This window comes from Pontibacter actiniarum (assembly GCF_003585765.1).
Lineage (GTDB): Bacteria > Bacteroidota > Bacteroidia > Cytophagales > Hymenobacteraceae > Pontibacter > Pontibacter actiniarum.
The window spans coordinates 4,537,025-4,560,903 of the sequence record NZ_CP021235.1; the positions used below are offsets into that span (position 1 = coordinate 4,537,025).

Below are 23,879 nucleotides of genomic sequence, written 5' to 3' on the forward strand. Positions count from 1 at the left end.
CAAAGGATTAGTAGTATTACCTTTAACACAGTTACCATGGAAGAGAAAAATGAGCTGGATCTGGAAAAGATCAAGCGCCAGTTCCTGGAAGAGTTCCGGAGCGGCAAACCCACCTTTGGCAAAGACGGCGCGCTTGGCCCTTTGCTGAAACATTTCCTGGAAGCCGCTTTGGATGCGGAGATGGACTTGCACCTGACGGATGAGCAGCGGCAAAAGGGCAACCGCCGCAACGGCAAAGTATCAAAGCAGGTCCGCACCTCGGACGGGGTGATCGAGGTGGAGAGCTCCCGCGACCGTTCTTCCAGCTTTGAGCCGCAAATCATCCGAAAGCGGGAGACGGTGCTGGCCGAGAACCTGGAGCCCCGCATCCTGAGCATGTACGGGCTGGGGATGAGTTTGCGGGACATCTCGGCTCATCTCAAGGAGACGTACGACATGGACATCTCCCACGACACCCTGGCCGCCCTAACCGAGAAGATCGTGCCCCAGGTGAAGGAGTGGCAGGCCCGGCCGCTGGACCCGCTCTACTGCATCGTCTGGCTCGACGCGATGCACTACAAGGTGCGGCAGGAAGGGCGCACCGTCTCGAAAGCGGTCTACAACATCCTGGGCATCGACCGCCACGGCCACAAAGAACTGCTGGGCGTGTACGTCTCCGAAAGCGAAGGGGCCACTTTCTGGCTCAGTGTGCTCACCGACCTGCAGCAGCGGGGCGTGGAGGATATGCTCATTGCCTGCATCGATAACCTGAAAGGCTTTGCCGAAGCCATCAGCAGTGTTTTCCCACAGGCTGAAGTACAGAGCTGCATTGTCCACCAGATCCGTAACAGCATCAAGTATGTGGGCTCCAAGGACCAGAAGGAGTTTATCCGGGACCTGAAGCCCGTGTACCGGGCAGAGACAAAGGAACTGGCCGAGCTCAGGCTGCTGGAGCTGGAGGAGAATTGGGGCAAGAAGTACCCCAAGGTGCTCGATAGCTGGCAGCGGAACTGGGAAAAGCTCAGCACGTACTTTAAGTACGCCGGGCCGATCCGCCACCTGATCTACACCACCAACACCATTGAGGGCTTTCACCGCCAGGTCAGGAAAGTGACTAAGACGAAGGGGGCCTTCCCCTCGGACATGGCCCTGCTGAAGCTCATTTACCTGTCGCACCAGAACATCAGCAAAAAATGGGTCATGCCGCTCTCAAACTGGAGCCAGACGGCACAGCAGCTCTCCATCTGGTTCGGGGACAGGATGCAGCTGGACTTGAAGTGAGCCGCACTTCAAAAGTTTGGCCCTGTTGCTGTAAGGATTCACACCAGTACACCAACAGGGCCAGTAAATGGAAATCAGGAATTGACACAGTTTAAATTACACTCCCCAACACCTGCTAAGCAGCTACCCCCCTTTTAGCCCAGACTTTCCTAAAACAAAAAAGCCCACCTTTCGGCGGGCTTTTTCTTTATCATTTCAGCTGAAATTAACCGATAGCTACACGCTTGAACTCAGTTACAGTCATGCCTTTGTTTGTGTTGTCCAGCAGTTTGGCTACAGAAACAGAAGGGTCTTTCACGAAGTCCTGGTTCAACAGGGTGTTGTCTTTGTAGAACTTGTTCAGCTTGCCCATTGCGATTTTCTCCAGCATAGCCTCTGGCTTGCCTTCGGCACGCGCCTGCTCTTTACCAACTTCGATCTCACGCTCAACAGTTGCAGAGTCAACGCCGTCTTTGTCAACCGCGATTGGCTTCATGGCAGCAATTTGCATCGCTACGTCTTTGCCAACTTCAGTTACGTCAGTGCCGCCTGTGTTAGTAAGGCCTACCAACACACCCAGCTTGCCGTTAGAGTGGTCGTAAGAAACAACTTTCTCAGCAGACACAGTCTCGTAAGCGATAACGTCGATCTTCTCACCGATTTTACCCATCAGGTCAGTGATGTGGTCCTGCAGCGAACGGCCATCAGCCTGAGGAGCAGCAAGAAGCTCTTCTTTAGAAGAAGCGTTTGTAGAAACGGCAGCCTCCATAGCAGCTTTCGCCAGGTTCTGGAAGTCTTCTACCTTAGACACTGGCTCAGTTTCGCAAGCCAGGGCAATTACCTTACCGTTAGAACCGTCTGCGCTTACGTGTGTCAGCACGATACCCTCAGAGGTAGCGTTGTCAGCACGCTTGCTGGCGATTTTCTGACCTTGCTTACGCAGGATATCTTTAGCTGCCTCAAAGTCGCCGTTAGCTTCTGTAAGCGCCTTCTTGCAGTCCATCATACCAGCTCCGGTTTCCTGGCGGAGTTTGTTAACGTCTTGTGCTGTAATAGCCATCTTTTTATAATTAAGAATTATGAATTATAAATTAAATCTTTGTTGGGATAGGGAGGGAGCACTTCAGTAAAAGATAACAGCAAGAAGTCTTGTGTCATAGGTCTTTTATCCTGTGTCTTTCCTAATCCCCTAAAACAAACTGAACATTGAAGCCTTTGTGCCCAATGTTCAGTTTGATATAGTGCAATATGAATTACTTCTTATTGCTCGTCAGCCTCTTGCTTCGCTTTGATGCCTTCTTCTTCAGAACGCTTGCGCTCTGTTTCCTCTTTGTCCACTTTACGCTCAGACAGACCTTCTTCGATAGCCTTGCCTACGATCGATACGATCAGGGCCACAGACTTAGAAGCGTCGTCGTTTGCAGGGATTGGGAAGTCTACCAGCTCTGGGTTAGAGTTAGTGTCGCATACCGCGAAAACTGGCAGGTTCAGCTTCTGAGCTTCTTTAACCGCGATGTGCTCACGCTTCACGTCTACTACGAACAGAGCAGCTGGCAGGCGAGACAGGTCGGCAATACCGCCCAGTACTCGGTCCAGTTTCTCACGCTCGCGAGACAGCATCAGCTTCTCACGCTTCGCCAGTGCTTTAGACTGCTCTGGGTCTTTCATCATTTTGTCGATGGTAGACATTTTCTTCAGAGACTTACGCACGGTAGCGAAGTTTGTAAGCATACCACCTAACCAACGCTCAGTAACGTAAGGCATCTTCAGGCGACGAGCCTCTTCTGCCACGATTTCCTGCGCTTGCTTTTTAGTAGCTACAAACAAAATCTTACGACCAGACTTCGCGATGTTCTTGATAGCGGCAGTAGCCTCGTCAAGCGCAACCAAAGTTTTGTTCAGGTCGATAATGTGGATACCGTTTTTCTCCATGAAAATGTATGGAGCCATTTTCGGATCCCACTTGCGGGTAAGGTGACCGAAGTGAACACCTGCCTCAAGTAATTCTTTATAATTAGTACTTGCCATGTTGTTGATACACCTTTAATATTAACGTTTGCTGAACTGGAATGAACGACGAGCTTTGCGCTTACCGAACTTCTTACGCTCCACCATACGTGGGTCACGCGTTGTGAAGCCCTCTTTCTTAAGAGCTGACTTGTTCTCGGCGTTTTCTACTACCAGTGCTTTGGAGATAGCAAGTCTAAGTGCTTCAGCCTGGCCGCTTACACCACCACCTCTTAAATTGGCTTTCACATCGTACTTGCCAATTGATTCTAAGGTTTGAAACGGCTGATTCACAATAGTTTGAAGTACTTCACTAGGGAAGTATTCCTTGATATCTCTACCGTTAATAGTGATATTCCCTTGCCCAGGCGTCAAGTAGATGCGCGCCACCGAGGTTTTTCTTCTACCAGATGTATTGATAACTTCCATTAAATTAGATATTGAGGGTTAATTCTTTAGGCTGCTGAGCTGCAAAAGGATGCTCGCTTCCTGCAAAAACATGAAGATTTCTAAACAGCTCGCGACCCAGGCTGTTTTTAGGCAACATGCCACGAACAGCGCGCTCTACCAGCAGCGTAGATGATTTAGCCTTAAGCTCACGTGGAGAAGTTCTCTTCTGACCGCCTGGGTAACCAGTGTGCGTCAGGTAGTACTTCTGATCCCACTTACGGCCTGTGAAACGTGTGTCATCAGCGTTGATGATGATCACGTTGTCGCCGCAGTCAGCGAAAGGAGTATACGAAGGCTTATGCTTGCCTTTCAGGATCTTGGCAACTTCTGATGCCACACGACCCAAGCTTCCTTGCCCTGCATCAACAATCACCCAGCCTTTGTTGGCTGTCTTCTTGTTGACAGTAAGGGTCTTATAACTTAAATGATCCATTTTTAGTGGTTGTAAGCGATTTATTTATTTAATTATGAACTTTCGGTTCTAGGAAAATGGACACAAAGATAGGTGCTATTTATTTGATATGCAATAGATAGTGTTAAATATGCTACAGGACAGCCAGATAGCTGCCGCATAGAAGGCAGAAAGCCATGCACAGGTAAAGGTGCCGATGGGGAAACGAGCTGTTTCAGGGCCGTTGCCCCCAGCCGGTGGGCCTCCCAACTCCTGCCTCTCCTGTAGCCGTTCCCGCAGGAGGCCTCCTGCCGGTGCGCTTTTCCGGGGGCATTTTAGAGCGCCTCCTTTGTAATTAATCTTACCGCTGGTTTATTGCAGCATTCCTTTACGGAGACGCCGGTTAGCTGATAAGCAGAAACATCTTTCGCTGGCTGGCGTCTTATCTATACGATACCAACAAGCAACGATATATCATGAAAGCCATACTTGTAAAACAGCCCGGCGGGCCCGAGCAACTTATACTTGGAGAGCACGAGCAGCCGCTGCCTAAGCCAACCGAGCTTCTTGTAAAGGTACATGCCACCGCCCTTAACCGTGCCGATACACTGCAGCGACAGGGGAAGTACCCGCCACCCCAGGGAGGGAGCCCTTTACTTGGCCTGGAGATAGCCGGAGAGGTGGTGGAAGCAGGTGTAAACTGTACCCGCTTTAAGAAGGGAGATAAAGTATTCGGCCTGCTGCCGGGTGGCGGCTACGCCGAGTACGCCGTGATAGACGAAGGTATGGCCATGCCGGTGCCGGATAAGCTGAGCATGGAAGAGGCCGCCTCCATCCCTGAAGTGTTCCTGACGGCGTGGCAGGCGTTGGTGTGGCTGGGCAGGCTGCAGGCCGGGGAGCGGGCGCTGATACACGCCGGCGCGAGCGGCGTAGGCACAGCCGCTATACAACTGGCGCGGGCTTTGCAGGCCGAGGTGCTGGTTACGGCATCGGAGCAGAAAATACAGGCTTGCCTTGACCTCGGTGCCCAAAAGGCCATCAACTACAGAGAGGTGCCTTTTGAGGAGGAGGTGCTGGCGCACACCAACAGCGAAGGGGTGGATGTGATTGTGGACTTTATTGCCGGGCCATACTTTAACCAGAACCTGGACTGCCTGCGCCTGGATGGCCGCCTGGTTATACTTGCCAATCTGGGTGGCGGTAAGGTGGATGGCGTTGACCTGCGCAAGGTTCTCTCGAAACGCCTGCACGTGATGGGCTCCACCCTGCGCGCTAGAACCAGAGACTACCAGGTAAAGCTGACAGAGGACATGAGCCGCTTTGCGCTTCCGCTTTTTAAAGAGGGGAAACTAAAGCCTGTGGTTGATTCTGTGTACGACTGGAAAGATGCGGCCGAGGCACACCGCTACATGGAGCAGAACAAGAACATCGGGAAAATTGTGCTGCGGGTGAGTTAGACCGGTGGCTGAAAGCTAAACGGCAAAGGCCAACAGAAGCCAGGTACCTGCACTTCTGTTGGCCTTTGCCGTTAACTCCTTTGTCCAAAAAAATTAATGTGCGCGCAGCTGCTTTACCAGCACGGCGAAGTCTTTTGGGTAAGGCGCCTCAATTTTGATAGGCTCCCCATCCAGCAGCGTGAAGCCGATGTTGAACGAGTGCAGCGCGAACCGCTTGATCAATGGCAGCTCCTCCGTGTCCTTCTTCAGGTTATAGCCCCGCTTCAGGTTGCTCAGGTAAAGGTTTTCGCCGCCATAGAGCGTATCGCTTACAATGTTAGCTCCCAGAAACGCCAGGTGCACACGGATCTGGTGCAGGCGGCCTGTTACGGGCATGCACTCCACTAACGTGTGGCGGCTGTAGTTCTCCAGGGTAGTAAAGTATGTTTCGGCAGGCTTGCCTTTCGGGTTCAGGTGCGCCACCCCTTTGGCGTTTGGCAGAATGGCTCGGTTTACCAGCTCATCCTCAAACTTATGAACACCCCACACCACGGCATGGTACACTTTGTAAACCTGGCGGTGCTCAAACTGCATCGACAGGTGGCGGTACGCCTCGGGGTTCTTCGCGAACACCAGGCAGCCCGAGGTGTCTTTGTCCAGCCGGTGGCAGGCCTGCAGGTCAGGGCTGTACTGCCGGGCTATCTTGAGCAGGTTGGTGGTGTTGGGGGTGCGGTCTTCCAGGGTAGAGAGGAACGGTGGCTTGTTTACCACGATGTAATCCTCATTCTCAAATATGATCAGGTCTTTAAAAACCGGGTACTTCATGTGTTGCTATACTTTATTCAGGCCCGGCTGTTCGTCCTGCCGTGCATGTTGCAAAGATACGCAATTTAGTGGTTGCGTGGTTGGCCGCTATAGCGTTAGAGTGAAGGCCGTGGCACTGCGGGCCGTTTCCTCGCAACGTACGGCAGTGGCATGCGCCTCTAAAACTTGCCGGAATGCAGGGATAGCTACAGCTGCTTCGCCTTCAGAAGCTTGAAGCGCAGGGTTGTGCCCTTGTCGATTTCGCTTTTAACGGCAATGATGGAGCGGTGCGCTTCGATGATGTGTTTGCAGATGGCGAGGCCGAGGCCGGTGCTGGAGGTGTCGCGGGCGCGGCTTTTGTCTATCCGGTAAAAACGCTCAAAAATACGGTTAATATGCTCCTGGGCGATTCCCTTGCCGTCGTCCTTCACCGTGATGGTGTATTTCTTTTTGCCTTCCTCGAAGGAGATCCAGATGTTGCCGCCCTTGCGCCCGTACTTGATGGCGTTGTCCACGAGGTTAGTGAACACCTGCCGGATGCGGTTAGGGTCGGCGAAGAGCATAATCTGCTCTTGCGGGCCCGCCTCTACATGCAGCGTTATCTCGTGTTGGGAGGCCCTTTGCTCCAGCTGCTCGGCCACTTCGCGCACCAGCTGCACAACATCGAAGTTGCGCTTGGCCATCTTTACCACGCCCTTTTCGAACTGGGAGATGCTGATCAGGTCCTGCACCAGTGCGTCCAGGCCGTCGAGGCTTTTGGCGGCTTTCTCCAGAAACCTCTCGCGCACCTCCGGGTCATCCATGGCGCCATCCAGCAACGTGTGGATGAAGCCCTGGGCGGCGAATATCGGCGTCTTCAGCTCATGCGAAACATCTGCCAGAAACTCCCGCCGCATAGATTGCAGCCGCTTCAGCTCGTCAATCTCCTGCTGCTTGCGCTCGGCGATCATGTAAATCTCCTCCTTTATCTTCATGAGCGGGTCGGCCGAGAAAGTGGACCGGCTCTCCACTTTCTTAAAGTCCTGCCGCTTTAGCTTCTCCAGGCTGGAGTATACGTTCTTCACCTCCCGGAACACCAGTGCCTCGTAGGAGAAGTGTACGAGCAGAAAGCAGCTCACAAAAACAATGACCAGCGCCACCATCAGGCCCTGCGAGGAGAAGTAGCTGGCTAAAGCAAGAAAGGCGGTGAGCACAAGTGCTACCGCCAGTGATATTAAAAGGGCAAGCGTACGGGAATTCAGATTCATGTATCAGTCGGTGTTGAACTTATAGCCTACGCCCTTGATGGTTTTGATATTGTCTTCGCCTATTTTCTCGCGCACTTTCCGGATGTGCACATCCACGGTGCGGGCAATTACATAAACATCATTTCCCCAGACGTTGTTCAATAGCTCCTCACGGCTGAAGACCTTGTTGGGTGTGGCGGCCAGAAAGGCCAGCAGCTCAAACTCTTTCTTCGGGAGCGTAATTTTCTGCTCGCCTTTGTACACGGCGAAGCTGGTGCGGTCTATCCGCAGGTCACCCGCCTCAATTACCTTGTCTTCCTCTTCCTGCTGCGCGTCGCGGCGGGCAAAGGCGGCCAGGCGGCTCATTAACGCGCGGGGCTTGATCGGTTTGGTGATAAAGTCGTCGGCGCCGGCCTCAAAAGCGGCCACCTCGGAGAACTCCTCTGCGCGGGCGGTCAGGAAGATGATGTGTGTCTGGCGAAAGTCGCTCATCTCGCGCAACTGGCGGCAGGCGGCGATGCCATCCAGCACGGGCATCATCACATCCATCAGGATGACGTCCGGCTTCGTTTGCCCGGCCACATCAATGGCCTTTTTGCCGTTATCGGCGGTGGCTACCTCATAACCCTCCCGTTTCAGGTTGTACTGTAGCATCTCCACGATATCCGGATCGTCATCTACTACTAAAATCTTGTAATTTAATGCAGTTTGCACGATATAAAGGATTTGGGTTTTGTAAAAGGGGTGCTACAGCCAGCGCTCTCCGACGCTTTTTGCTTTGTAACCATATCAGTGTTGCCAGCTTTTAAGTCCTACTGCAATACCTAATTTCCAATACAAAGATATTATACATTACATCATTTTAAGGGAAGGGTATAAAACATAACGTTTTCTTAACATACCTGTTCCCTCTCCCTGGCGTGCAAACAAGCAAAAAGCCAGCTCGGTGGCTGGCTTTGCGTTAGTTTTTGGCAAACATTAATTTGTTTTTGAGATTCTTATACTCGTAGAGGTTCACCTTCACAGAGCCGACAAACATCTCGGCCTTGATCATGACCGGTATCTTGTTCTTGTCGTCGGAGAGGTAAACAACGATGGAGTTCTCGCCATTAAACATTTCGTTCTTTGGCATGCGGGGCACCAGTTTGATGGCGCGTATGTCGCCGGCTTTGGTGCTCACCACCTCGCGTCCGCGGTACTCCACCTCCATGTTAAAGTTCTCCTCATCGAAGAAGCCCTGCACGGTTGTTTTGTCGCCTACCTGCATTTTATCATAGTTCAGGGTGCGGAGGTAGTAAAACCCGCTCACGATATCCTGCACGTTGTCTGTTATCTTATAGCTTTTTTTCTCTACCTTCTTCGATTTCTTCTGCTTCTCTACATGCGCCTTGTTGCTGTAGTGGTCAAAGTCCACGGTTTCGCGCTTGCGGTACTTGCCCTCCTCTATGTTGCGGAAGGAGCGCTGCGGTACAATGGCCGCGGTATCTATGTAGGATTGCCAGGTATCCCGGATCCGCAGGAACAGGTCGAAAGAACCGTTGGTCTTGCCGTATACAGTGGCTTTGTAGCAGGGTCTGTCGTTTACGCGGTGAATGGTAGGCGATACATCGATCACTGCCTCTGCCGCCGTGATAGGGCCGTAGTGCACCTTATACTTAAGCACCTCGCCTGTGCCAAAGCTGTCGTTAGGCAGCTGGCGCATTCTGTCTTTTGTGGCAAAGCCAAAAAGGATTAATGAAAGTATAACGAGTGCAGGAAAAAACTTCTTCATATTTGCCTTCAGTTAAGGTTGTTAGTCTCTGTACCTGTTATTTATCAAGTTTTGTACCAACTGTTCTCGGAACTTAAGTTAAAAAAAGTGACGTAGCTAATCAATTCATTTAGAATAAAATAAAAAAGGTGCTACCGTGGTAGCACCTTTTAATTACTTCAGATTTGGAAATAAAGTTCATTCGGCTGCAGCAGCGGCATCGTCCAGGGCGGCGGCCACTTTCTCCGGCTCGCCTTTTACGATGGCTCTGATTTTTCCTTCGATCTCTTCCATCAGCTCCGGGTTGTCCAGCAGGATCTGCTTCACGCCGTCACGGCCCTGGCCCAGCTTGTCGCCGTTGTAGGAGAACCATGAACCTGACTTCTGCACAATACCCAGCTCAACGCCCAGGTCAAGCACCTCGCCTACTTTAGAGATGCCCTCGCCATACATGATGTCGAACTCTACTACCTTAAACGGAGGGGCTACCTTGTTTTTTACCACCTTCACGCGTGTGCGGTTACCGGTAATGTTGTCTGCGCTCTCCTTGATCTGGCCAATGCGGCGGATATCCAGGCGAACAGACGCGTAGAACTTCAGTGCGTTACCGCCAGTGGTGGTTTCCGGGTTACCGAACATCACACCGATTTTCTCACGCAGCTGGTTAATGAAGATACAGGTACATCCTGTTTTGTTGATCGTACCTGTCAGCTTGCGCAGCGCCTGCGACATCAGACGTGCCTGCAGACCCATCTTGCTGTCGCCCATGTCGCCTTCCAGCTCACCTTTCGGTACCAGGGCGGCCACGGAGTCAATTACAATAATATCAATAGCGCCAGAGCGGATCAGGTGGTCAGCGATTTCAAGCGCCTGCTCCCCGTTGTCTGGCTGGGATATCAATAGGTTTTCTGTATCTATGCCTAACTTTTGGGCGTATACCCGGTCGAATGCGTGCTCTGCATCTATAAACGCCGCTAAACCGCCTTTGCGTTGCGCCTCGGCAATGCAGTGCATGGTAAGCGTGGTTTTACCAGATGACTCAGGACCGTAGATTTCTACGACACGGCCGCGTGGCAAACCGCCGATACCCAAAGCAATGTCCAGACCCAGTGAACCAGTAGAGATAGCAGGAATGTCCTCTACCTTGTTGTCGCTCAGTTTCATTACGGTGCCTTTACCGTAAGTTTTATCGAGCTTGTCCATGGTCAGCTGCAGGGCCTTCAGTTTTTCGTTGCTTACGCTCATGTGTGTTTTGTTAATTAGCTTTATATTGAAGGTGAAATTACGAATTCGGAGTTAATCTGCAAAATAGTTTGCAAGTATTTTGCTAATTATTTTAGCTGATTAGCGCCGTCTGATTATAACATCGCGCCACCTCTTTTTGTGCCATCCTTTGCTCTTTTTTATGCGTATTCAGAAAGTTTTTTTTCTGCTGATTTTCCTGGTATTTAGTCACTTTTCTGAAGCGCAATTAAACAACACTGCCCTGCTGCAGCAAGTGCCTGTGCGGGAGCGTAATGCTAATGAGCTTAGGATTGAGGTGCAGGCGCTGGGCTTCCTGAAGAACAACGAGTACTTCAATAAAATTGCAGACGGCTATACTTTATTTGGCTACCAACTTAACCCGAAACTCAGCTACCAACCGTCTGCTGATGTAAAGGTAGAGGCTGGCGCTTTGCTCTGGAAAGACTTTGGCGCCTCAGGCTACGAGAGCATCTCTCCAACCTTTACTGTTAAGGTGAAACGGGCGCAGTGGGAGCTGCTCTTCGGCACGCTGGAGGGTAACCTGAACCACGGGTACATAGAGCCGCTCTACGACTTTGAGCGCCTCCTCCTCAACCGGCTGGAGAACGGCATCCAGTACAAGCTGCACACGCAGCGCCTGCGGCTGGACGCCTGGGTAGACTGGGTGAACATGCTGTACAGGGGGGAGCAGGAGCAGGAGCAGATACACGGGGGCGCTGCCGTTGCCATACGCCTGCTGGAGCAGGAGGGGAGGGGCAACCTGGGCGACAGCCTGTACCTGACGCTGCCGCTGCAGTTTACGGCGCAGCACAAGGGCGGGCAGATAGACGCCTCCGAACTGCCGCTCACCACCCTGGTGAACGTTGCTGTTGGCCTGGAGCTGGAAAAGAAGTATAGCCGCCGAGTGCTGCAGCGCCTCTACACCATGAACTACCTGGTCGGTTTCAAGGATTTCTCCAATGAGCTGCAGCTGCCCTACGAGCAGGGGCATGGCCTGTACGTCAACATCGGGGCCGATACCAAGTACCAGGACGTGATGCTGAGCTACTGGCGCGGCGACGGCTACATCTCGGAGCTGGGCGGGCGGCTCTACCAGTCAGCCTCTACCACCTTTAAGAACCCGGACTACCTGGAGGAGGAGCGGGAATTGTTGATCCTTCGGTTGATGAAGGACATCGCGCTGCTCGATAACCTGACCCTGACCCTGCGCCTGGAGCCCCTGGTGGATTTCAACGACCCGAAGCTGGAGTTCTCCAGTGGGTTCTACCTTAACTTCAACACCGACTTCTTTGTAGCCCGCCCACGGCAGTAGCCGTATGGGTAACTGGCTCTTTTGGCTATGCCATGGCGGCCGAGCCTGTCTCCAGCCACTGCTCCTGTGCCTGCTCAAAGTCCTGGCGCGTCATGCCGTAGTAGCTCAGGTCCAACAGCTCGTCTGAGTCGGCCCCGCGGTAGTCGCAGCGCAGTACGCCTTCCTTCATAAAGCCGCAGCCTTCTGCCACCTGGCCAAAGCTCTCGTTCGCCTGGGTGCAGCGCAGGTACACCTTGTTCATGCCTAGCGGCCCGAAGGCAAAACCCAATACTTTCTGCAGCGCCTCAAAGGCTACGTCGCGTGTCGCCGGCCATTCGGTAAAGTATAAGCCAAGCTCTGCTTTAGGGATGGAGCGGTCCAGGTTCTTGAGGGCAATGTTGCCAACGTAGCTCTTATCCTCCTTTTGCCACACCCCGAAGTCAAAGGTTCTGCGGTTGTCCCAGTCGGTGCGCAGCTGCTGTACCTGTGAGCGGGCGTCGTCCAGCGCGCGCACCCGTGCCAGCCGGCCAGCGAAAGCGGGGGGGAGGTAGGCTGTGTTTTCCTGCAGCAGGCGCATAAAGTCGCTCTCGTCACCCTCCTGGTAAGGGCGAAGTACAAGGTGGGGTGTTTCCAACTGCTCTTCCAGTGTGTTGGATTGTGTGTTGTACAGGTAGTTCATAAAGATCAAGATATAGAATGCCAAAGGCAGCCGCCTCTGTTCAGTCGTACGTTAACCGCGGTAAAACGTGTTGCCTTTGGCCAAACTCATACTTTTGCCAACTGCCTGCCAGGTTTGTCGTTACAAGTAAGAGTGATTTTACAAACAAAAAACGTGAAAGCAAATGGGAAACAGACTTGAAGGAAAAGTAGCCATCGTAACAGGCGGTGGCTCTGGTATAGGCGAGGCCATCAGTAAAAAGTTCGCCAAAGAGGGGGCCAAAGTAGTAGTGGCCGGTCTGCCGGAGGACCCGGTAGAGGATGTCGTGAAGGAGATTCAGGAGGAGGGCGGTACGGCTATTCCGTTCAACGCGGACCTTTCTGTGCTGGCCAACGCCGAGAGCTGCGTCTCGCTTGCCGTAAAGCAGTACGGCAAGCTGGATATTCTGATCAACAACGCCGGCACCTTCCCGGAAACAAACATGCTCTCCGACTACTCAGAGGAAGCCTTCGACTACCTGCTGAAGAACAACAACAAGACAGTGTTTGCCATGAGCAAGGCGGCGCTTCCGGAGCTGCAGAAGACAAAGGGGAACATCGTGACGGCTGGCTCTGAGTCCGGTATACTGGGCATTGCGCAGAATGCGCCTTACGGTGCCACCAAAGGCTTTAACCACGCCTTTACCAAAGGGCTGGCGGCCGAGCAGGCCCAGAAGGGCGTACGCTGCAACATTGTGGCCCCCGGCCCGATCGACACAGGCTGGACGCACAAGGAGACAGGGCCCATGGACAGCCAGATGGAGCAGATGGTAACCAAAGGCACGCTGATGGGGCGCAGAGGCACACCAGAGGAGGTGGCCAACGTGTACCTGTTCCTGGCCTCGGACGAGGCTTCGTATGTTACGGGCGCTGTGTTCCCTGTGGATGGCGGCACGCTGATCGCTAAAGGGCCGGCCGGTGACCAGGCCGCCGAAAGCATGAAGCAGCAGCCGGACGGGGAGCTAAAGCTGAAGCACTCCAAAGACAGCCATACTTCTGTACGGAAGTAATCTGGGCTGATGTGAGAGCGCCAGAAACAGCAAAGCCGCTGCCTTTTTAGAAGGGCAGCGGCTTTGCTGTTTTTATATAGCAGTGCTAGGCGTTCAGGAACGGATAGCTGAAATGTTTCGGGCTGTGGAGCTGCTGCTGGATCATCATAACCTCCAGGGTGTGGGCCGCCTCCTTGAAGTACTCTAGGCGGCGGTACAGCATTTCTTTCTGAAGCACGGTGCCGGTCGCTGTTTTCATGTAGGCCTTCTTGTCGTCCAGCACCCGGTGCATCACCTCGTTTACCTGGGCCTCGTTCTGGGCGTACCACTGCTGGAAGTCAAACAGGCGGGCAGTGCCCGGGGTAGGCGATGTAAAGTCAAGGCCGTGCAGGCGCAGGACGTCTGCCAGCAGGTCTATTTCCAGTGGAATAGAAGTGTTGTAGGGCATTGAGCGAACCTCCAGCTTGCTGTTCAGCGCACCGGCTACAGTCGCCAGGTTATCTTTAAAGCGAAAGAATAAAGCAGCCGCTTCCATATCTTTATCAGGTAATGTTGGAAAAATAATGCAGGTGCAAAATTACACCAATTTGGGTGGAATGCTAACATGTTTTACGGGTAAATAGCCGTGCCTCATCTTAAGGAAGGAGGCTGCCAGCAGCCGCTCTGCTACATGAGCTCCCCGATAAGCTGCTCTTCGGTAACGCCCTCTGCCTCGGCTTTAAAGTTGCGCACAATGCGGTGGCGCAGGATCGGCATGGCAACAGCCTGCACGTCCTCGATATCCGGGCTGTACTTGCCATTGAGGATGGCGTTGCACTTGGCCCCTATAATCAGGTGCTGCGAAGCTCTTGGGCCGGCGCCCCACTCCAGAAACTGGTTGGCCTGCTTAGAGGCCATCGGCATGTTGGGGCGTGTTTTATGCACCAGCTGCACGGCATACTCCACCACATTGTCTGTTACCGGCACGCGGCGCACCAGTTGCTGGAAGGCAAGTATATCGTCGGCATGCAGGATTTTGCGGAGCTGGCTTACCTTGGCACCGGTGGTGTTCTTTACGATCTGCAGCTCCGACTCATAGCTCGGGTAGCCCAGCGTAATGTTAAACATGAAGCGGTCCAGCTGGGCCTCCGGCAGGGGGTAGGTACCTTCCTGCTCAATGGGGTTTTGGGTGGCCAGCACGAAGAAAGGCTTGGGCAGGTCATACTTGCGGCCGGCTACCGTTACGGCATGCTCCTGCATGGCTTCCAGCAGGGCTGCCTGCGTTTTGGGCGGCGTGCGGTTGATCTCGTCTGCCAACACGATGTTGGCGAAGATGGGACCTGTCACGAAGCGGAAGTTACGGTCCTTGTCCAGCGTCTCGGCGCCTACGATGTCAGAGGGCATGAGGTCGGGCGTGAACTGTACCCGGTTAAAGCTCATGTCGAGCGTGGAGGCGATGGTTTGGATGAGGAGCGTTTTGGCTAGCCCCGGCACCCCCACCAACAGGCAGTGCCCCTGACAAAAAACAGCTGTGAGAACCAGCCTCACGACCTCCTCCTGCCCTACAATTACTTTTGATATCTCATCGGTGAGCTCGCGGTAGGAGCGGTACAGGGCGTCTGCTGCTTCTTTGTCAGAGGTGAACTGCGTCATATTAGCTTATTACATTAGTTGCTGGAGTCCGCCACAATCCTCGTACTCCGGGTCAATTTCGATGTATACGGTGCCGATGTTCTTCTTGAACCACTCGTTCACAGCCTTGCTGCGTTTCTGGGCCAGTGCGGCATTGGCAATCTTCTGGTAGTCATCGGTCAGGTTCGCCTGGTGCGGCCTTGTCTTCGACTTGAGGTAGATAATGCGCGAGGCCTCCTTGCCGTCGGGCGTTGTAAAGGCTACAGGCTCGGACACTTCGCCTACCTGCATGGTGTCAATCACAAAGAAGATCGCCGGGTCTACCTGGTCCATCGGGATGTAGGTGGTGCCGGTGGCGCGGCTGGTCAGCATACCGCCGTTATCCTTGGTGTCTTTCTCGTCAGAGTGCTCTTTGGCGGCCTGTGCAAACGTAAGGCTGTCGCTCTGGATCATCTCGCGCACTTTGAGAAGCTCCTCTGCGGCAGCGGCAACGTCTACAGTGGCCGTGGCCGGCTTAATGAGGATGTGGCGCGTGTTAAACTCCTGCCCACGGCGCTCAATCAGCTGGATAATATGGAAGCCGTACTGCGATTCGATCACGTTGGAGATGCCTCCCGGCTCCAGGCGCAGGGCGGCCGCCTCGTACTCTGGCACCAGCTCTTTCTTCTTAAAGAAGCCAAGCTCCCCGCCAGACTGGGCAGAGCCCGGGTCCTGAGAGTACTGGCGTGCCAGGGCCGCGAAATCTTCACCGGCAAGTATACGCTTGCGCAGGTCCTCCAGTTTCTGGCGTGCCTCCTGTTTCTGCTCACGGCCTATCTCCGCAAACTTCACAATCTGGCCGATCTCCACCTCGGTAGAGAAGTAAGGCAGGCTGTCTTTCGGGATGGCGTTGAAGTACTTCTTGATCTCCTTCGGCGTTACAGTTACCTTCTCGGTGATGGTGCGTTGCATTTTCTCCATCACCAGCTGCTCGCGCACGGTTTTGCGCAGCTCGTCCTTCAGTTGCTTCAGGCTTTTGTTGTAGTACTGCTCCAGGCGCTCAGTGCCTCCTACCTGGCCGGCCAGGTACTGGATGCGCTGGTCCAGCTGGCTGTTCACCATGCCGCTTTCCACCGTTACCGAGTCAATTTCGGCGCGGGCCAGCAGCAGCTTGTCCTGCAGCAGCGAGGTGAAGATCTGGCATTTCAGGTCTTCGCTTGGCTGCTGCTTCGACTGCGCCAGGTACTGCAGGTAGCCAAACTCCAGGTCAGAGCGCAAAATTACGTTGTTGTCTACCTTCGCTATAATGCCGTCCACCTGGCGCTGCACCGGTGCCTGGGCAAAAGCCGTGGCAGAACATACGATGAGGCAAACTGCCGCAAAGGCCGAGGTGGCAAAACGATGTATCTTTTTCAATGTTGTGATTATTTTATACTTACGCTGAAAGTCAACGCACAATTTACTTCTTTATTCTGATAATACCCGAAGGGCGGAGCAAAAACGGTACCAGCCTCCGGCTATTTCTGTACCAGCTTCTCTACCTCGCTTTCCCGGATCTCTACCGGATACTTCGTGCGCAGCTCCTGTACCCACTGCTCCTCCAGGTAGTTCTGGTAGTCGGAAATGGCCAGGCCGCGCACTTCGTCCAGCTCCTTGTAGCCCGGCTCCAGCACATCTTTAACAATGATGAGGTACTCACGGCCGTTCTGCTGCATTGTGTAGCTGCCTGCTTTCCAGTCTACGGCATCCAGGGCCTTGTTCTCGCCGCGCTGGAACTTCTTCTCCGTGATCTGCACAGCCAGCGGGTTTTTCTTGTTCAGGTTATCCGCCAGGGCGGCCAGCTCGGATGTGTAAAGCGTGAAGGAAACACGGCGGTTGCGGCGGCGGCCAGTCTCTGTGTTGTCGGGGCCTGCCTGCCTGCCCTTGCCGTAGCTGTTGCTGCTAAGCTGCGCTGCCGGCACGCCCTGCTCCTGCAGGTAGGCTACAGCGGCGGCGGCGCGGGCGTCAGCCAGCTTGGCGCTTTCGCGTGCATCGGTGTGGCCGTTTACATCCAGCGTCAGGCTCTCGTTGTTCTGCAGCATCTGCGCGATCTCACGCAGCGCTGCTTTGCCCTCTGCGCTTAGCTCTGCCTTATTCTGGGCAAACAGCATATCGGTTAGCTTGGAGAACGTAACGGGGTAGCGGCGCTGCTCCAGCTGTTGCTGTGCCTGCTGCAGCAGTTCTTTGTTGGCGGCGCTGATCACGATGGCGTCGGCGCGCTCGCCCCACTTATACTTGTCGCGGTTCTGGTTAAAGAAGTTGCGCAGGCCCACCGAGTCCTCCACAGCCTTCGACCACACCTTCTCATCCATCAACTGGAAGAGCAGAATGCCGTCGTGGTACTCCTGCACCAGCATGCGGTAATCGGTATACTTGTTAGCCAGGTTGTTCTTCTCGTACTCAAATAGCATCTGGTCCACGAAGCTGTCGTAGAGCAGGCCCATGGCATGGGTGGCGGTGCCGGTGCTGCGCGGGCGCTGCTGCTCCTGTACATAAGTATAGAAATCAGCGACAGTGTATGGCTTGCCCTGGATGGTGAAAAGCGTTTGCTTCAGGGCCTTGTCTTCGGCGCTGTAGCTCCACTTGCCCTGCAGCAGCTCATCAGTGGCCGTTGCCAGTGCAGCGGCTTTTGCCTCTGTGTTCTCTGTAAAGTTGTTCTCCTGTTTGATGCGCTTCAGGAAAGCGGTTTTATTCAGCTCTGAGCGCGAGTCTTTCGCGATCTTGTTCCGCAGGTACTGCTCCATCTCCTCGTACGGCGGCAGGCTGCGCTTCTCTATCAGCTTTACAATGTGCCAGCCGTAAGGCGTGTAAACCGGTTTCGACACCTCCCCGGGCTTCTGCAGGCCAAAGGCCGCTTCCTCGAAGGACGGGATCATGCGGCCGGTTCCGAACCACGGCAGCTCGCCGCCGTTGCTGGCGGAGTTGGCGTCTTCTGAGAACTCCGTCGCCAGCCTGCCCCAGTCTTCGCCTTTCTGCACGCGGCGGTAGATGGCGTCCACGCGCTGCTTGGCGGCCAGCGAGTCAGCGGCCGGAGCGTCTGGCTTGGAGCGCACCATGATATGGGCCACTTTGGCCTCCCCGCGCGCATCGCGCTTGTCGTTTACTTTTATCAGGTGATAGCCGAAGCGGGTGCGCACCGGCATCGAGAGCTGGCCTACGGCTGTTTTATAGGCGGCGTCCTCGAAGGGGTACACCATCTGCAGCGCCGTAAAGTAGCCCAGGTTGCCCTGGTTGTCGGCGGCGGAAGGGTCCTGCGAGTGCTCCTGTGCCAGCTTGCCGAAGTCTTCGCCTTTCTGCGCGCGTTGGCGCAGCTCCATCACGCGGTTGTAGGCCGCCAGGGTATCTTCCGGAGTGGCGTCCGAGGCCACCGAGACCAGGATGTGCGAGGCGTTCACCTCCTGCTTCATCCGCTCATACGCCTCCTTCACCAGCTGGTCTGTCACGCTCTTCTCTGTCAGGTAAGGCTGCGCCAGCTGCTCCTTGTAGCCCTCCAGCTCGCGCTGAAAAGCCGTGGTGGTATCCAGGCCGCGTTTCTCGGCCTCCAGCACTTTAAGCTTGAAGTTGGTGTACAGGTCCAGGTAATCGCTTAGGCTTTGGCGGGTATAGGCATCCTCGTTTCCGCTGTTGTTCTTCTCGTACACGTAGCGGAACTCGGAGATAGGAATAGGTTGGGAGCCAAGCGTAGCGATTGCGGGTTCTTTACTGTCGTTCTTCTTGGTGGCGGTGCAGCCGGCAATGGCCAGGGCGGCTACCGCTACAAGTAGTTGGTTGCTGCGCATAAGTTAAATTAGAGCAAAACTATTTCTTTCGCTGATCCGGGATCAGGGTATGCAATTTTAGTTAAAATTTCTGACAGATAAGTCAAAAACTATCACCATAATACAATTGCACCGGCTTTTGTTCCCGGATAACGGTGAATGCGCAGCCAAAGTATGCAGCGGCCTTAGTTGATTTTTTTATAGAGGAGGCAGATGTTCTGGGAGCCGTTGGAAACGAACTCCACCTTATCCATGATGCGGTTCACGAGCGCGATGCCCACGCCGCCCTTCTTGCCCATGCGGATGTGCTCCTGAATGTTGGGTTCTTTGTAGTTGGCACGCTCAAAGGCCAGGCCGTTGTCGGCGATCTCGAACTTAACTTGCCCCTTTAGTTGGTGCACCGTCAGGGTGATGTACTTTTTCGGGTCCTCGTGGTTGGCGTGGATAATGAGGTTGGCGCATATCTCATCCACAGCCAGCACGATCTGGTTCATGAGGATATCCGACAGCGCGAGCGCCCTCAGATACTCCGTCACGAAGTCCCGTATCAGCTTCAGGTTTTTTTTAGTACAATTTACCCGAATGGAGTTATTCATTTGCAATGGTCCTTGCTTCCTCGTAATCAGACACGATGGTCATCAGCAGGTCGAGCCCCAGGATCTCAAACACGTTGCGCACCTTATCCTGCATGTTGTAGAAGATAAGCTTGATCTGGGCGTCCTCGAAGCGCTGCAGGTGCGAGATAAACACACCAAGGCCCGCGGAAGAAATGTAGTGCAGGTTCTGGCAGTCCACCAGAATCTTGCTGTACTTCATGATCTCCGGGTCCGATAACTCCTCGTCCAGCAATACGGAAGAACTTGCGTCCAATTCACCGTCCAGGGTCATGATGACGGTGCTGTCTTTGATTTCTTGTGTTATTTTCATCGGCATACTTTACGGCTTTATCATTTCTTAGGTTGAGCGGGTTTGAACTTTATCACCATCAGGGTCTGGTCATCGTAGAGGTTGCCCGGGCCGGTGAAGTCCTCCAGGTCATTTATAATGGCCCACTTAATGTCCTCGGCCTCCAGGTGGTAGGTTTGCTTGAGCATGTACAGCAGCCTGTCCTCCCCGTACTCTTCGTTGGCTTTGTTGCGGGCCTCCACAATGCCGTCGGTGTATATCACCATCACATCCTCCGGGTTGTAGTCATAGTACATCTCCCGGATGTGGTTGGCGTAGTTCTTGTCGCGGATAATGCCCAGCCCCAGCCCCTCTGTCTGAAAGTAGAACACGTCATCCATCATAGAGTTATAGTACAACGTGTGGCAGTGGCCGGCGCGGGCAAACATAAAGCCTTTCATCCGGTAATCAATGATGTACAGCGCAGAAGTTATGAAAGAGGTTCGCTCCAGGCAGCGGCTCAGCGCGCTGTTGGCCTGCTTCATAAACTCGCTCGGCGGCATGTCCTGCTGCATCAGCCCGTGGAAGATGCCCTTCATCTGCGCCATGTGGAAAGCCGCCGAAATCCCTTTGCCCGACACGTCGCCGATAATGATGGCGATGCGCGACTCGCTCAGCTGCAGGAAGTCGTAGAAATCACCGCCCACCTCTTTGGCCGCCACGGCGTGTGTGCTGATCTCAAACCAGCTGTCGGTGGGAAAGGTTTTGGGAATCAGGCTTTCCTGTACCTGCGTGGCAATCTTGAGCTCCTCCTTATAACGCTCGTTCTGCAGCGATTCGTTTATCAAGCGCAGGTTTTCTATGGTCAGCATGGTCTGGCTGGTAAAGGTGCGCAGCACGTTCACCGTCTCCCGGTCAAAACCGCCCTCTATATCCTTGAGCAGGTATAAAATGCCCGACAGGTGCTTGGTTGACTTGATCGGAAGTATGGCCATGGATTTCCAGGGCAGCGCCAGCTCCCGGAAGCCGGGGTTGCGGCTCAGGTTATTGTTGATGTAATCGATGTTCTGGATGTTGTAGGCCAGCAGCAGGTGCCTGATGCGCGTGGTCTGGGGCGCATCGATGTTGAGCAGGTGCGAGATCTGCGGCTCCCCGTTGCGGATCAGCTCGAACCAGGCGGCGTTGGCGTCGGACGCCTTGATGGTGCTTTCAAACAGCATGTCGTACACCTGCGCCTCGCTCTGCCCCTGCTGGATGGACTGGCTTAGCCGCTGAAAGTTAAGCAGGTCCTCGCTCTTCTGCTCGAAAACCCCCGACGTGGGCAGGCTGAACAGGGAGACAAGGAAGGCCGCCAGCGTGTAAAGGCTGACAAACAGCATGGCCAGCAGCAGGAAGCCCACATCGGAGTAGTCGATGACAAGGTTGGGGCTGTTGGCCGTGTTCTTGAAGAAGCGGAAAAAGATGTAGCAGCTAAGCAGGATAGCCCCCAGCAGCACCAGTGAGCGGCTCTTGTTGTTGAAGGTGAGGTAGGCCACCCACTTCATGTTGGTGCACAGGAAGAGAATGTAAAACCCCATCAGTGCCAGCAGCGGCAGGAAGATGTAGCTGGTGTAGTTAAAGTTAAAGATGGTGAGCAGCAACGTAGCCGCCAGCAGCAGCTCGAACCAGTCCCAGGCAATCTGCAGGAACTTGTTCTTGTGGTAAAGCAGCAGCTGCCGCCAGATGTAGAAGGCCTTGGAGAGGAACAGCACCAGCAGCCCGAAGTTTACCTGGTAAACCAGGTGCAGCAGGAAAACGGAGCTTTCTTCAGAGTAGTTGTTGTACACCCGGTAGCCCAGGTAAAGCGCCACGCTCAGGTAGGCGGCCACCCCGGCCTTCGAAAACAGGTTTCAGAGATAGCCGATGAAGTCGATGCCCTTGAGGGTCTCGGTGTGCATGCGCTGAAACAGAAACACCGACACGATAAAGACCACGGTCAGCAGGTTGCTCAGAAACGGAAACGCAAAGCCCGGTAGGCCGGTGCCCGCCAGGGACCGCTCAGCCGTAAGCAGCACGTAAGCGAGCAGTAATAGCCAGCTAACGATTGCAGAGGTTACCAGTAAAGATTTTGCGTTGGTTTTGTATAGCATAAAACGGATATCCGTCTTTGTTTTTGGCTGCGACTGAATAGGTGCTTCCTTGACCGGTATTAAAGTGAAAGGTACTAAAAATTTCTGCTCTTTGGCCAAGGTGCCGTGTCCTGTTTGAGAAAATCAACTTGCATAACGTAAATATAGTCGTGTAGGTTAACCTAGGCTGTGCAGCACCCGAGGCCGGTTTTCGGCCGCGACAGGGCCTGCTGGCCCCAGAAGGCAAAATAAAAGCAGCCAATGTGTAAACATTGGCTGCTGTAAGTATACTGATATTTTAATATATGCTGCCTTAGCGGCTGTAGTTCGGTGCCTCGCGCATGATCTGTACGTCGTGCGGGTGGCTTTCGCGCAGGCCGGCGCCGCTGATCTTCACCATCTTGGCGTCCCACAGGGCGTTGATGGTAGGGGTGCCGCAGTAGCCCATGCCCGCACGCAGGCCACCAGCCAGTTGGTAGATCACCTCGTTCACCAGGCCTTTGTAGGCAACGCGTCCCACGATCCCCTCTGGCACCAGTTTCTTGGAGTCTTTTTCGTCTCCCTGGAAGTAACGGTCTTTGGAGCCTTCCTCCATCGCCTCTACAGAGCCCATGCCGCGGTAGGTTTTATACTTGCGGCCTTCGTAGATCAGCATCTCGCCTGGGGCCTCTTCTGTGCCGGCCAGCAAGGAGCCGATCATCACAGTGCTGGCGCCGCCAGCCAAAGCCTTCACCACGTCGCCGGAGAACTTGATGCCACCGTCGGCGATTACCGGAACGCCTGTGCCCTCCAGGCCTCTTGCCGCTTCCATTACGGCAGAGAGCTGCGGCACGCCAATGCCGGCAATTACGCGGGTCGTGCAGATACTGCCCGGGCCAACACCAACCTTTACCGCATCGGCACCGGCATCGGCCAGTGCTTTCGCGCCCTCGGCGGTGGCCACGTTTCCTGCGATCAGGTCTACATCCGGGAAGGTGTCCTTGATTCTGCGGACAGCATCCAGTACGCCTTTGGAGTGCCCGTGGGCGGTGTCTACGCTGATAACGTCCACGCCAGCCTCCACGAGGGCCTTCACGCGGTCCAGCACGTCCGGGGTCACACCCACGGCAGCGCCCACGCGCAGGCGGCCAAACTCATCTTTGCAGGCAAAGGGGCGGTCTTTCTTCTTCAGGATATCTTTATAGGTGATGAGGCCGGCCAGTTTCCCGTTCTCGTCCACAACCGGCAGTTTCTCGATTTTATACTCCTGCAGGATGTCTTCCGCCTTGGCCAGGTCGGTGCCTTTTTGGGCCGTGATCAGGTTTTGGCTCGTCATGATGGCAGAGACCGGCTGTGTGAGGTCTTTCTGGAAGCGCAGGTCACGGTTGGTGATAATGCCGGTGAGTCTGCCTTCATCGTTCACAATAGGAATGCCGCCGATCTTGTTCTCGGTCATGATCTGCACCGCATCGCCCAGGGTCGCGTTTTCGTTCAGGGTGATCGGGTCCAGGATCATACCGCTCTCGGAGCGCTTAACCTTGCGTACCTGTCCAGCCTGTTTCTTGATCGACATGTTTTTGTGAATAATGCCGATACCGCCTTCCTGTGCCATCGCAATAGCCAGATCAGCTTCCGTAACGGTGTCCATGGCAGCCGAAACAAGTGGAATGTTGATGCGAATGTTGCGTGTAAGTTGAGAGGAAGTGTCGGTTTGGTGAGGGAGCACCTCGGAGTAAGCCGGGAGCAGCAGCACGTCGTCGTAAGTCAGTGCCTCAAATAAAATCTTAGACTGATCGGAGAGCATGGCAAATAAATTAGGGGTTATTATTTGCCGCGTAAAGTTACAGAAACTTACGCGGATAATAATGCAAACAGGTCAGTAATTTTTTTAAGACGGACTTGCCGTGGCGCCGGTGCGGGCTTATGCAGGGGAGGGCAGCGGCAGTCGCCTTTCGGGTTCAGGGGGCGGGGCTGTCCGGCCCGGCAAGTATAAGCC

General features: G+C 54.2%; 23 protein-coding genes. 4 read left to right on the forward strand and 19 right to left on the reverse strand.

Annotated elements, in window-relative coordinates:
- Positions 1 to 36: 36 nt before the first annotated feature.
- Positions 37 to 1,260: an IS256 family transposase gene (locus tag CA264_RS19695; protein WP_025609116.1), complete on the forward strand. Its 1,224-nt coding sequence runs from the start codon at positions 37 to 39 to the stop codon at positions 1,258 to 1,260.
- Positions 1,261 to 1,465: 205 nt separating this feature from the next.
- Here CA264_RS19695 and tsf read toward each other — a convergent pair whose 3' ends face one another.
- From tsf to rplM, 4 genes are all read right to left on the reverse strand, one after another.
- Complete coding sequence (tsf, locus tag CA264_RS19700; RefSeq protein ID WP_025609117.1) at positions 1,466 to 2,299, reverse strand: translation elongation factor Ts; 834 nt, start codon at positions 2,297 to 2,299, stop codon at positions 1,466 to 1,468.
- Between the two features lie 200 nt (positions 2,300 to 2,499).
- Positions 2,500 to 3,267, reverse strand: coding sequence for a 30S ribosomal protein S2 (gene rpsB, locus CA264_RS19705; protein ID WP_025609118.1), 768 nt, complete (start codon positions 3,265 to 3,267; stop codon positions 2,500 to 2,502).
- A 21-nt stretch (positions 3,268 to 3,288) separates the two neighbouring features.
- A complete protein-coding gene (gene rpsI, locus CA264_RS19710; protein WP_025609119.1) occupies positions 3,289 to 3,675 on the reverse strand; it encodes a 30S ribosomal protein S9 in 387 nt (128 codons plus the stop codon).
- 4 nt (positions 3,676 to 3,679) lie between these two features.
- Positions 3,680 to 4,129: a 50S ribosomal protein L13 gene (gene rplM, locus CA264_RS19715; protein ID WP_025609120.1), complete on the reverse strand. Its 450-nt coding sequence runs from the start codon at positions 4,127 to 4,129 to the stop codon at positions 3,680 to 3,682.
- Between the two features lie 434 nt (positions 4,130 to 4,563).
- On the opposite strand from rplM, the gene CA264_RS19720 reads away from it, so the two are divergent.
- Complete coding sequence (locus CA264_RS19720; protein WP_025609121.1) at positions 4,564 to 5,544, forward strand: NAD(P)H-quinone oxidoreductase; 981 nt, start codon at positions 4,564 to 4,566, stop codon at positions 5,542 to 5,544.
- 93 nt (positions 5,545 to 5,637) lie between these two features.
- Here CA264_RS19720 and CA264_RS19725 read toward each other — a convergent pair whose 3' ends face one another.
- The 5 genes from CA264_RS19725 to recA all read right to left on the reverse strand — a co-directional run bounded on the left by CA264_RS19725 (position 5,638) and on the right by recA (position 10,548).
- Positions 5,638 to 6,348 (reverse strand): RluA family pseudouridine synthase, encoded by a 711-nt coding sequence (locus CA264_RS19725; protein ID WP_025609122.1) that lies wholly within the window; start codon positions 6,346 to 6,348, stop codon positions 5,638 to 5,640.
- Positions 6,349 to 6,533: 185 nt separating this feature from the next.
- Positions 6,534 to 7,574 (reverse strand): sensor histidine kinase, encoded by a 1,041-nt coding sequence (locus CA264_RS19730; protein ID WP_025609123.1) that lies wholly within the window; start codon positions 7,572 to 7,574, stop codon positions 6,534 to 6,536.
- Between the two features lie 3 nt (positions 7,575 to 7,577).
- Positions 7,578 to 8,267: a response regulator transcription factor gene (locus CA264_RS19735; RefSeq protein ID WP_025609124.1), complete on the reverse strand. Its 690-nt coding sequence runs from the start codon at positions 8,265 to 8,267 to the stop codon at positions 7,578 to 7,580.
- Between the two features lie 247 nt (positions 8,268 to 8,514).
- Complete coding sequence (locus tag CA264_RS19740) at positions 8,515 to 9,324, reverse strand: DUF3108 domain-containing protein (protein ID WP_025609125.1); 810 nt, start codon at positions 9,322 to 9,324, stop codon at positions 8,515 to 8,517.
- A gap of 177 nt (positions 9,325 to 9,501) precedes the next feature.
- Positions 9,502 to 10,548: a recombinase RecA gene (recA, locus tag CA264_RS19745; protein ID WP_025609126.1), complete on the reverse strand. Its 1,047-nt coding sequence runs from the start codon at positions 10,546 to 10,548 to the stop codon at positions 9,502 to 9,504.
- Between the two features lie 160 nt (positions 10,549 to 10,708).
- Between recA and CA264_RS19750 the strand changes: the two genes are divergently transcribed.
- Complete coding sequence (locus CA264_RS19750; RefSeq protein WP_237151144.1) at positions 10,709 to 11,860, forward strand: hypothetical protein; 1,152 nt, start codon at positions 10,709 to 10,711, stop codon at positions 11,858 to 11,860.
- Positions 11,861 to 11,885: 25 nt separating this feature from the next.
- Here the strand turns inward: CA264_RS19750 and CA264_RS19755 are convergent, their stop codons facing one another.
- Positions 11,886 to 12,518, reverse strand: coding sequence for a GNAT family N-acetyltransferase (locus tag CA264_RS19755; protein WP_025609128.1), 633 nt, complete (start codon positions 12,516 to 12,518; stop codon positions 11,886 to 11,888).
- Positions 12,519 to 12,681: 163 nt separating this feature from the next.
- Between CA264_RS19755 and CA264_RS19760 the strand changes: the two genes are divergently transcribed.
- The gene (locus CA264_RS19760; protein WP_025609129.1) at positions 12,682 to 13,545 is read left to right on the forward strand and encodes an SDR family NAD(P)-dependent oxidoreductase; all 864 of its coding nucleotides are present in this window, start codon (positions 12,682 to 12,684) and stop codon (positions 13,543 to 13,545) included.
- Positions 13,546 to 13,630: 85 nt separating this feature from the next.
- Here the strand turns inward: CA264_RS19760 and CA264_RS19765 are convergent, their stop codons facing one another.
- From CA264_RS19765 to guaB, 9 genes are all read right to left on the reverse strand, one after another.
- The gene (locus CA264_RS19765) at positions 13,631 to 14,059 is read right to left on the reverse strand and encodes a hypothetical protein (RefSeq protein WP_025609130.1); all 429 of its coding nucleotides are present in this window, start codon (positions 14,057 to 14,059) and stop codon (positions 13,631 to 13,633) included.
- Between the two features lie 131 nt (positions 14,060 to 14,190).
- Positions 14,191 to 15,156 carry an AAA family ATPase gene (locus CA264_RS19770; protein WP_025609131.1) on the reverse strand — a complete coding sequence of 322 codons (966 nt, stop codon included), beginning with the start codon at positions 15,154 to 15,156 and terminating at the stop codon, positions 14,191 to 14,193.
- A 9-nt stretch (positions 15,157 to 15,165) separates the two neighbouring features.
- Positions 15,166 to 16,530 (reverse strand): peptidylprolyl isomerase, encoded by a 1,365-nt coding sequence (locus CA264_RS19775; RefSeq protein ID WP_025609132.1) that lies wholly within the window; start codon positions 16,528 to 16,530, stop codon positions 15,166 to 15,168.
- Between the two features lie 101 nt (positions 16,531 to 16,631).
- Positions 16,632 to 18,932, reverse strand: a complete 2,301-nt coding sequence (locus CA264_RS19780; RefSeq protein ID WP_025609133.1) for a peptidylprolyl isomerase — start codon at positions 18,930 to 18,932, stop codon at positions 16,632 to 16,634.
- Between the two features lie 164 nt (positions 18,933 to 19,096).
- Positions 19,097 to 19,507 (reverse strand): ATP-binding protein, encoded by a 411-nt coding sequence (locus CA264_RS19785; protein WP_025609134.1) that lies wholly within the window; start codon positions 19,505 to 19,507, stop codon positions 19,097 to 19,099.
- Positions 19,500 to 19,838: an STAS domain-containing protein gene (locus CA264_RS19790; protein WP_025609135.1), complete on the reverse strand. Its 339-nt coding sequence runs from the start codon at positions 19,836 to 19,838 to the stop codon at positions 19,500 to 19,502. Before CA264_RS19790 ends, CA264_RS19785 begins: the two co-directional genes overlap by 8 nt.
- 20 nt (positions 19,839 to 19,858) lie before the next feature.
- Positions 19,859 to 21,664: a GAF domain-containing SpoIIE family protein phosphatase gene (locus CA264_RS19795; protein WP_237151145.1), complete on the reverse strand. Its 1,806-nt coding sequence runs from the start codon at positions 21,662 to 21,664 to the stop codon at positions 19,859 to 19,861.
- A 21-nt stretch (positions 21,665 to 21,685) separates the two neighbouring features.
- Complete coding sequence (locus CA264_RS22270; protein WP_237151146.1) at positions 21,686 to 21,925, reverse strand: hypothetical protein; 240 nt, start codon at positions 21,923 to 21,925, stop codon at positions 21,686 to 21,688.
- Between the two features lie 292 nt (positions 21,926 to 22,217).
- A complete protein-coding gene (gene guaB, locus CA264_RS19800) occupies positions 22,218 to 23,687 on the reverse strand; it encodes an IMP dehydrogenase (protein ID WP_025609136.1) in 1,470 nt (489 codons plus the stop codon).
- Positions 23,688 to 23,879 lie beyond the last annotated feature (192 nt).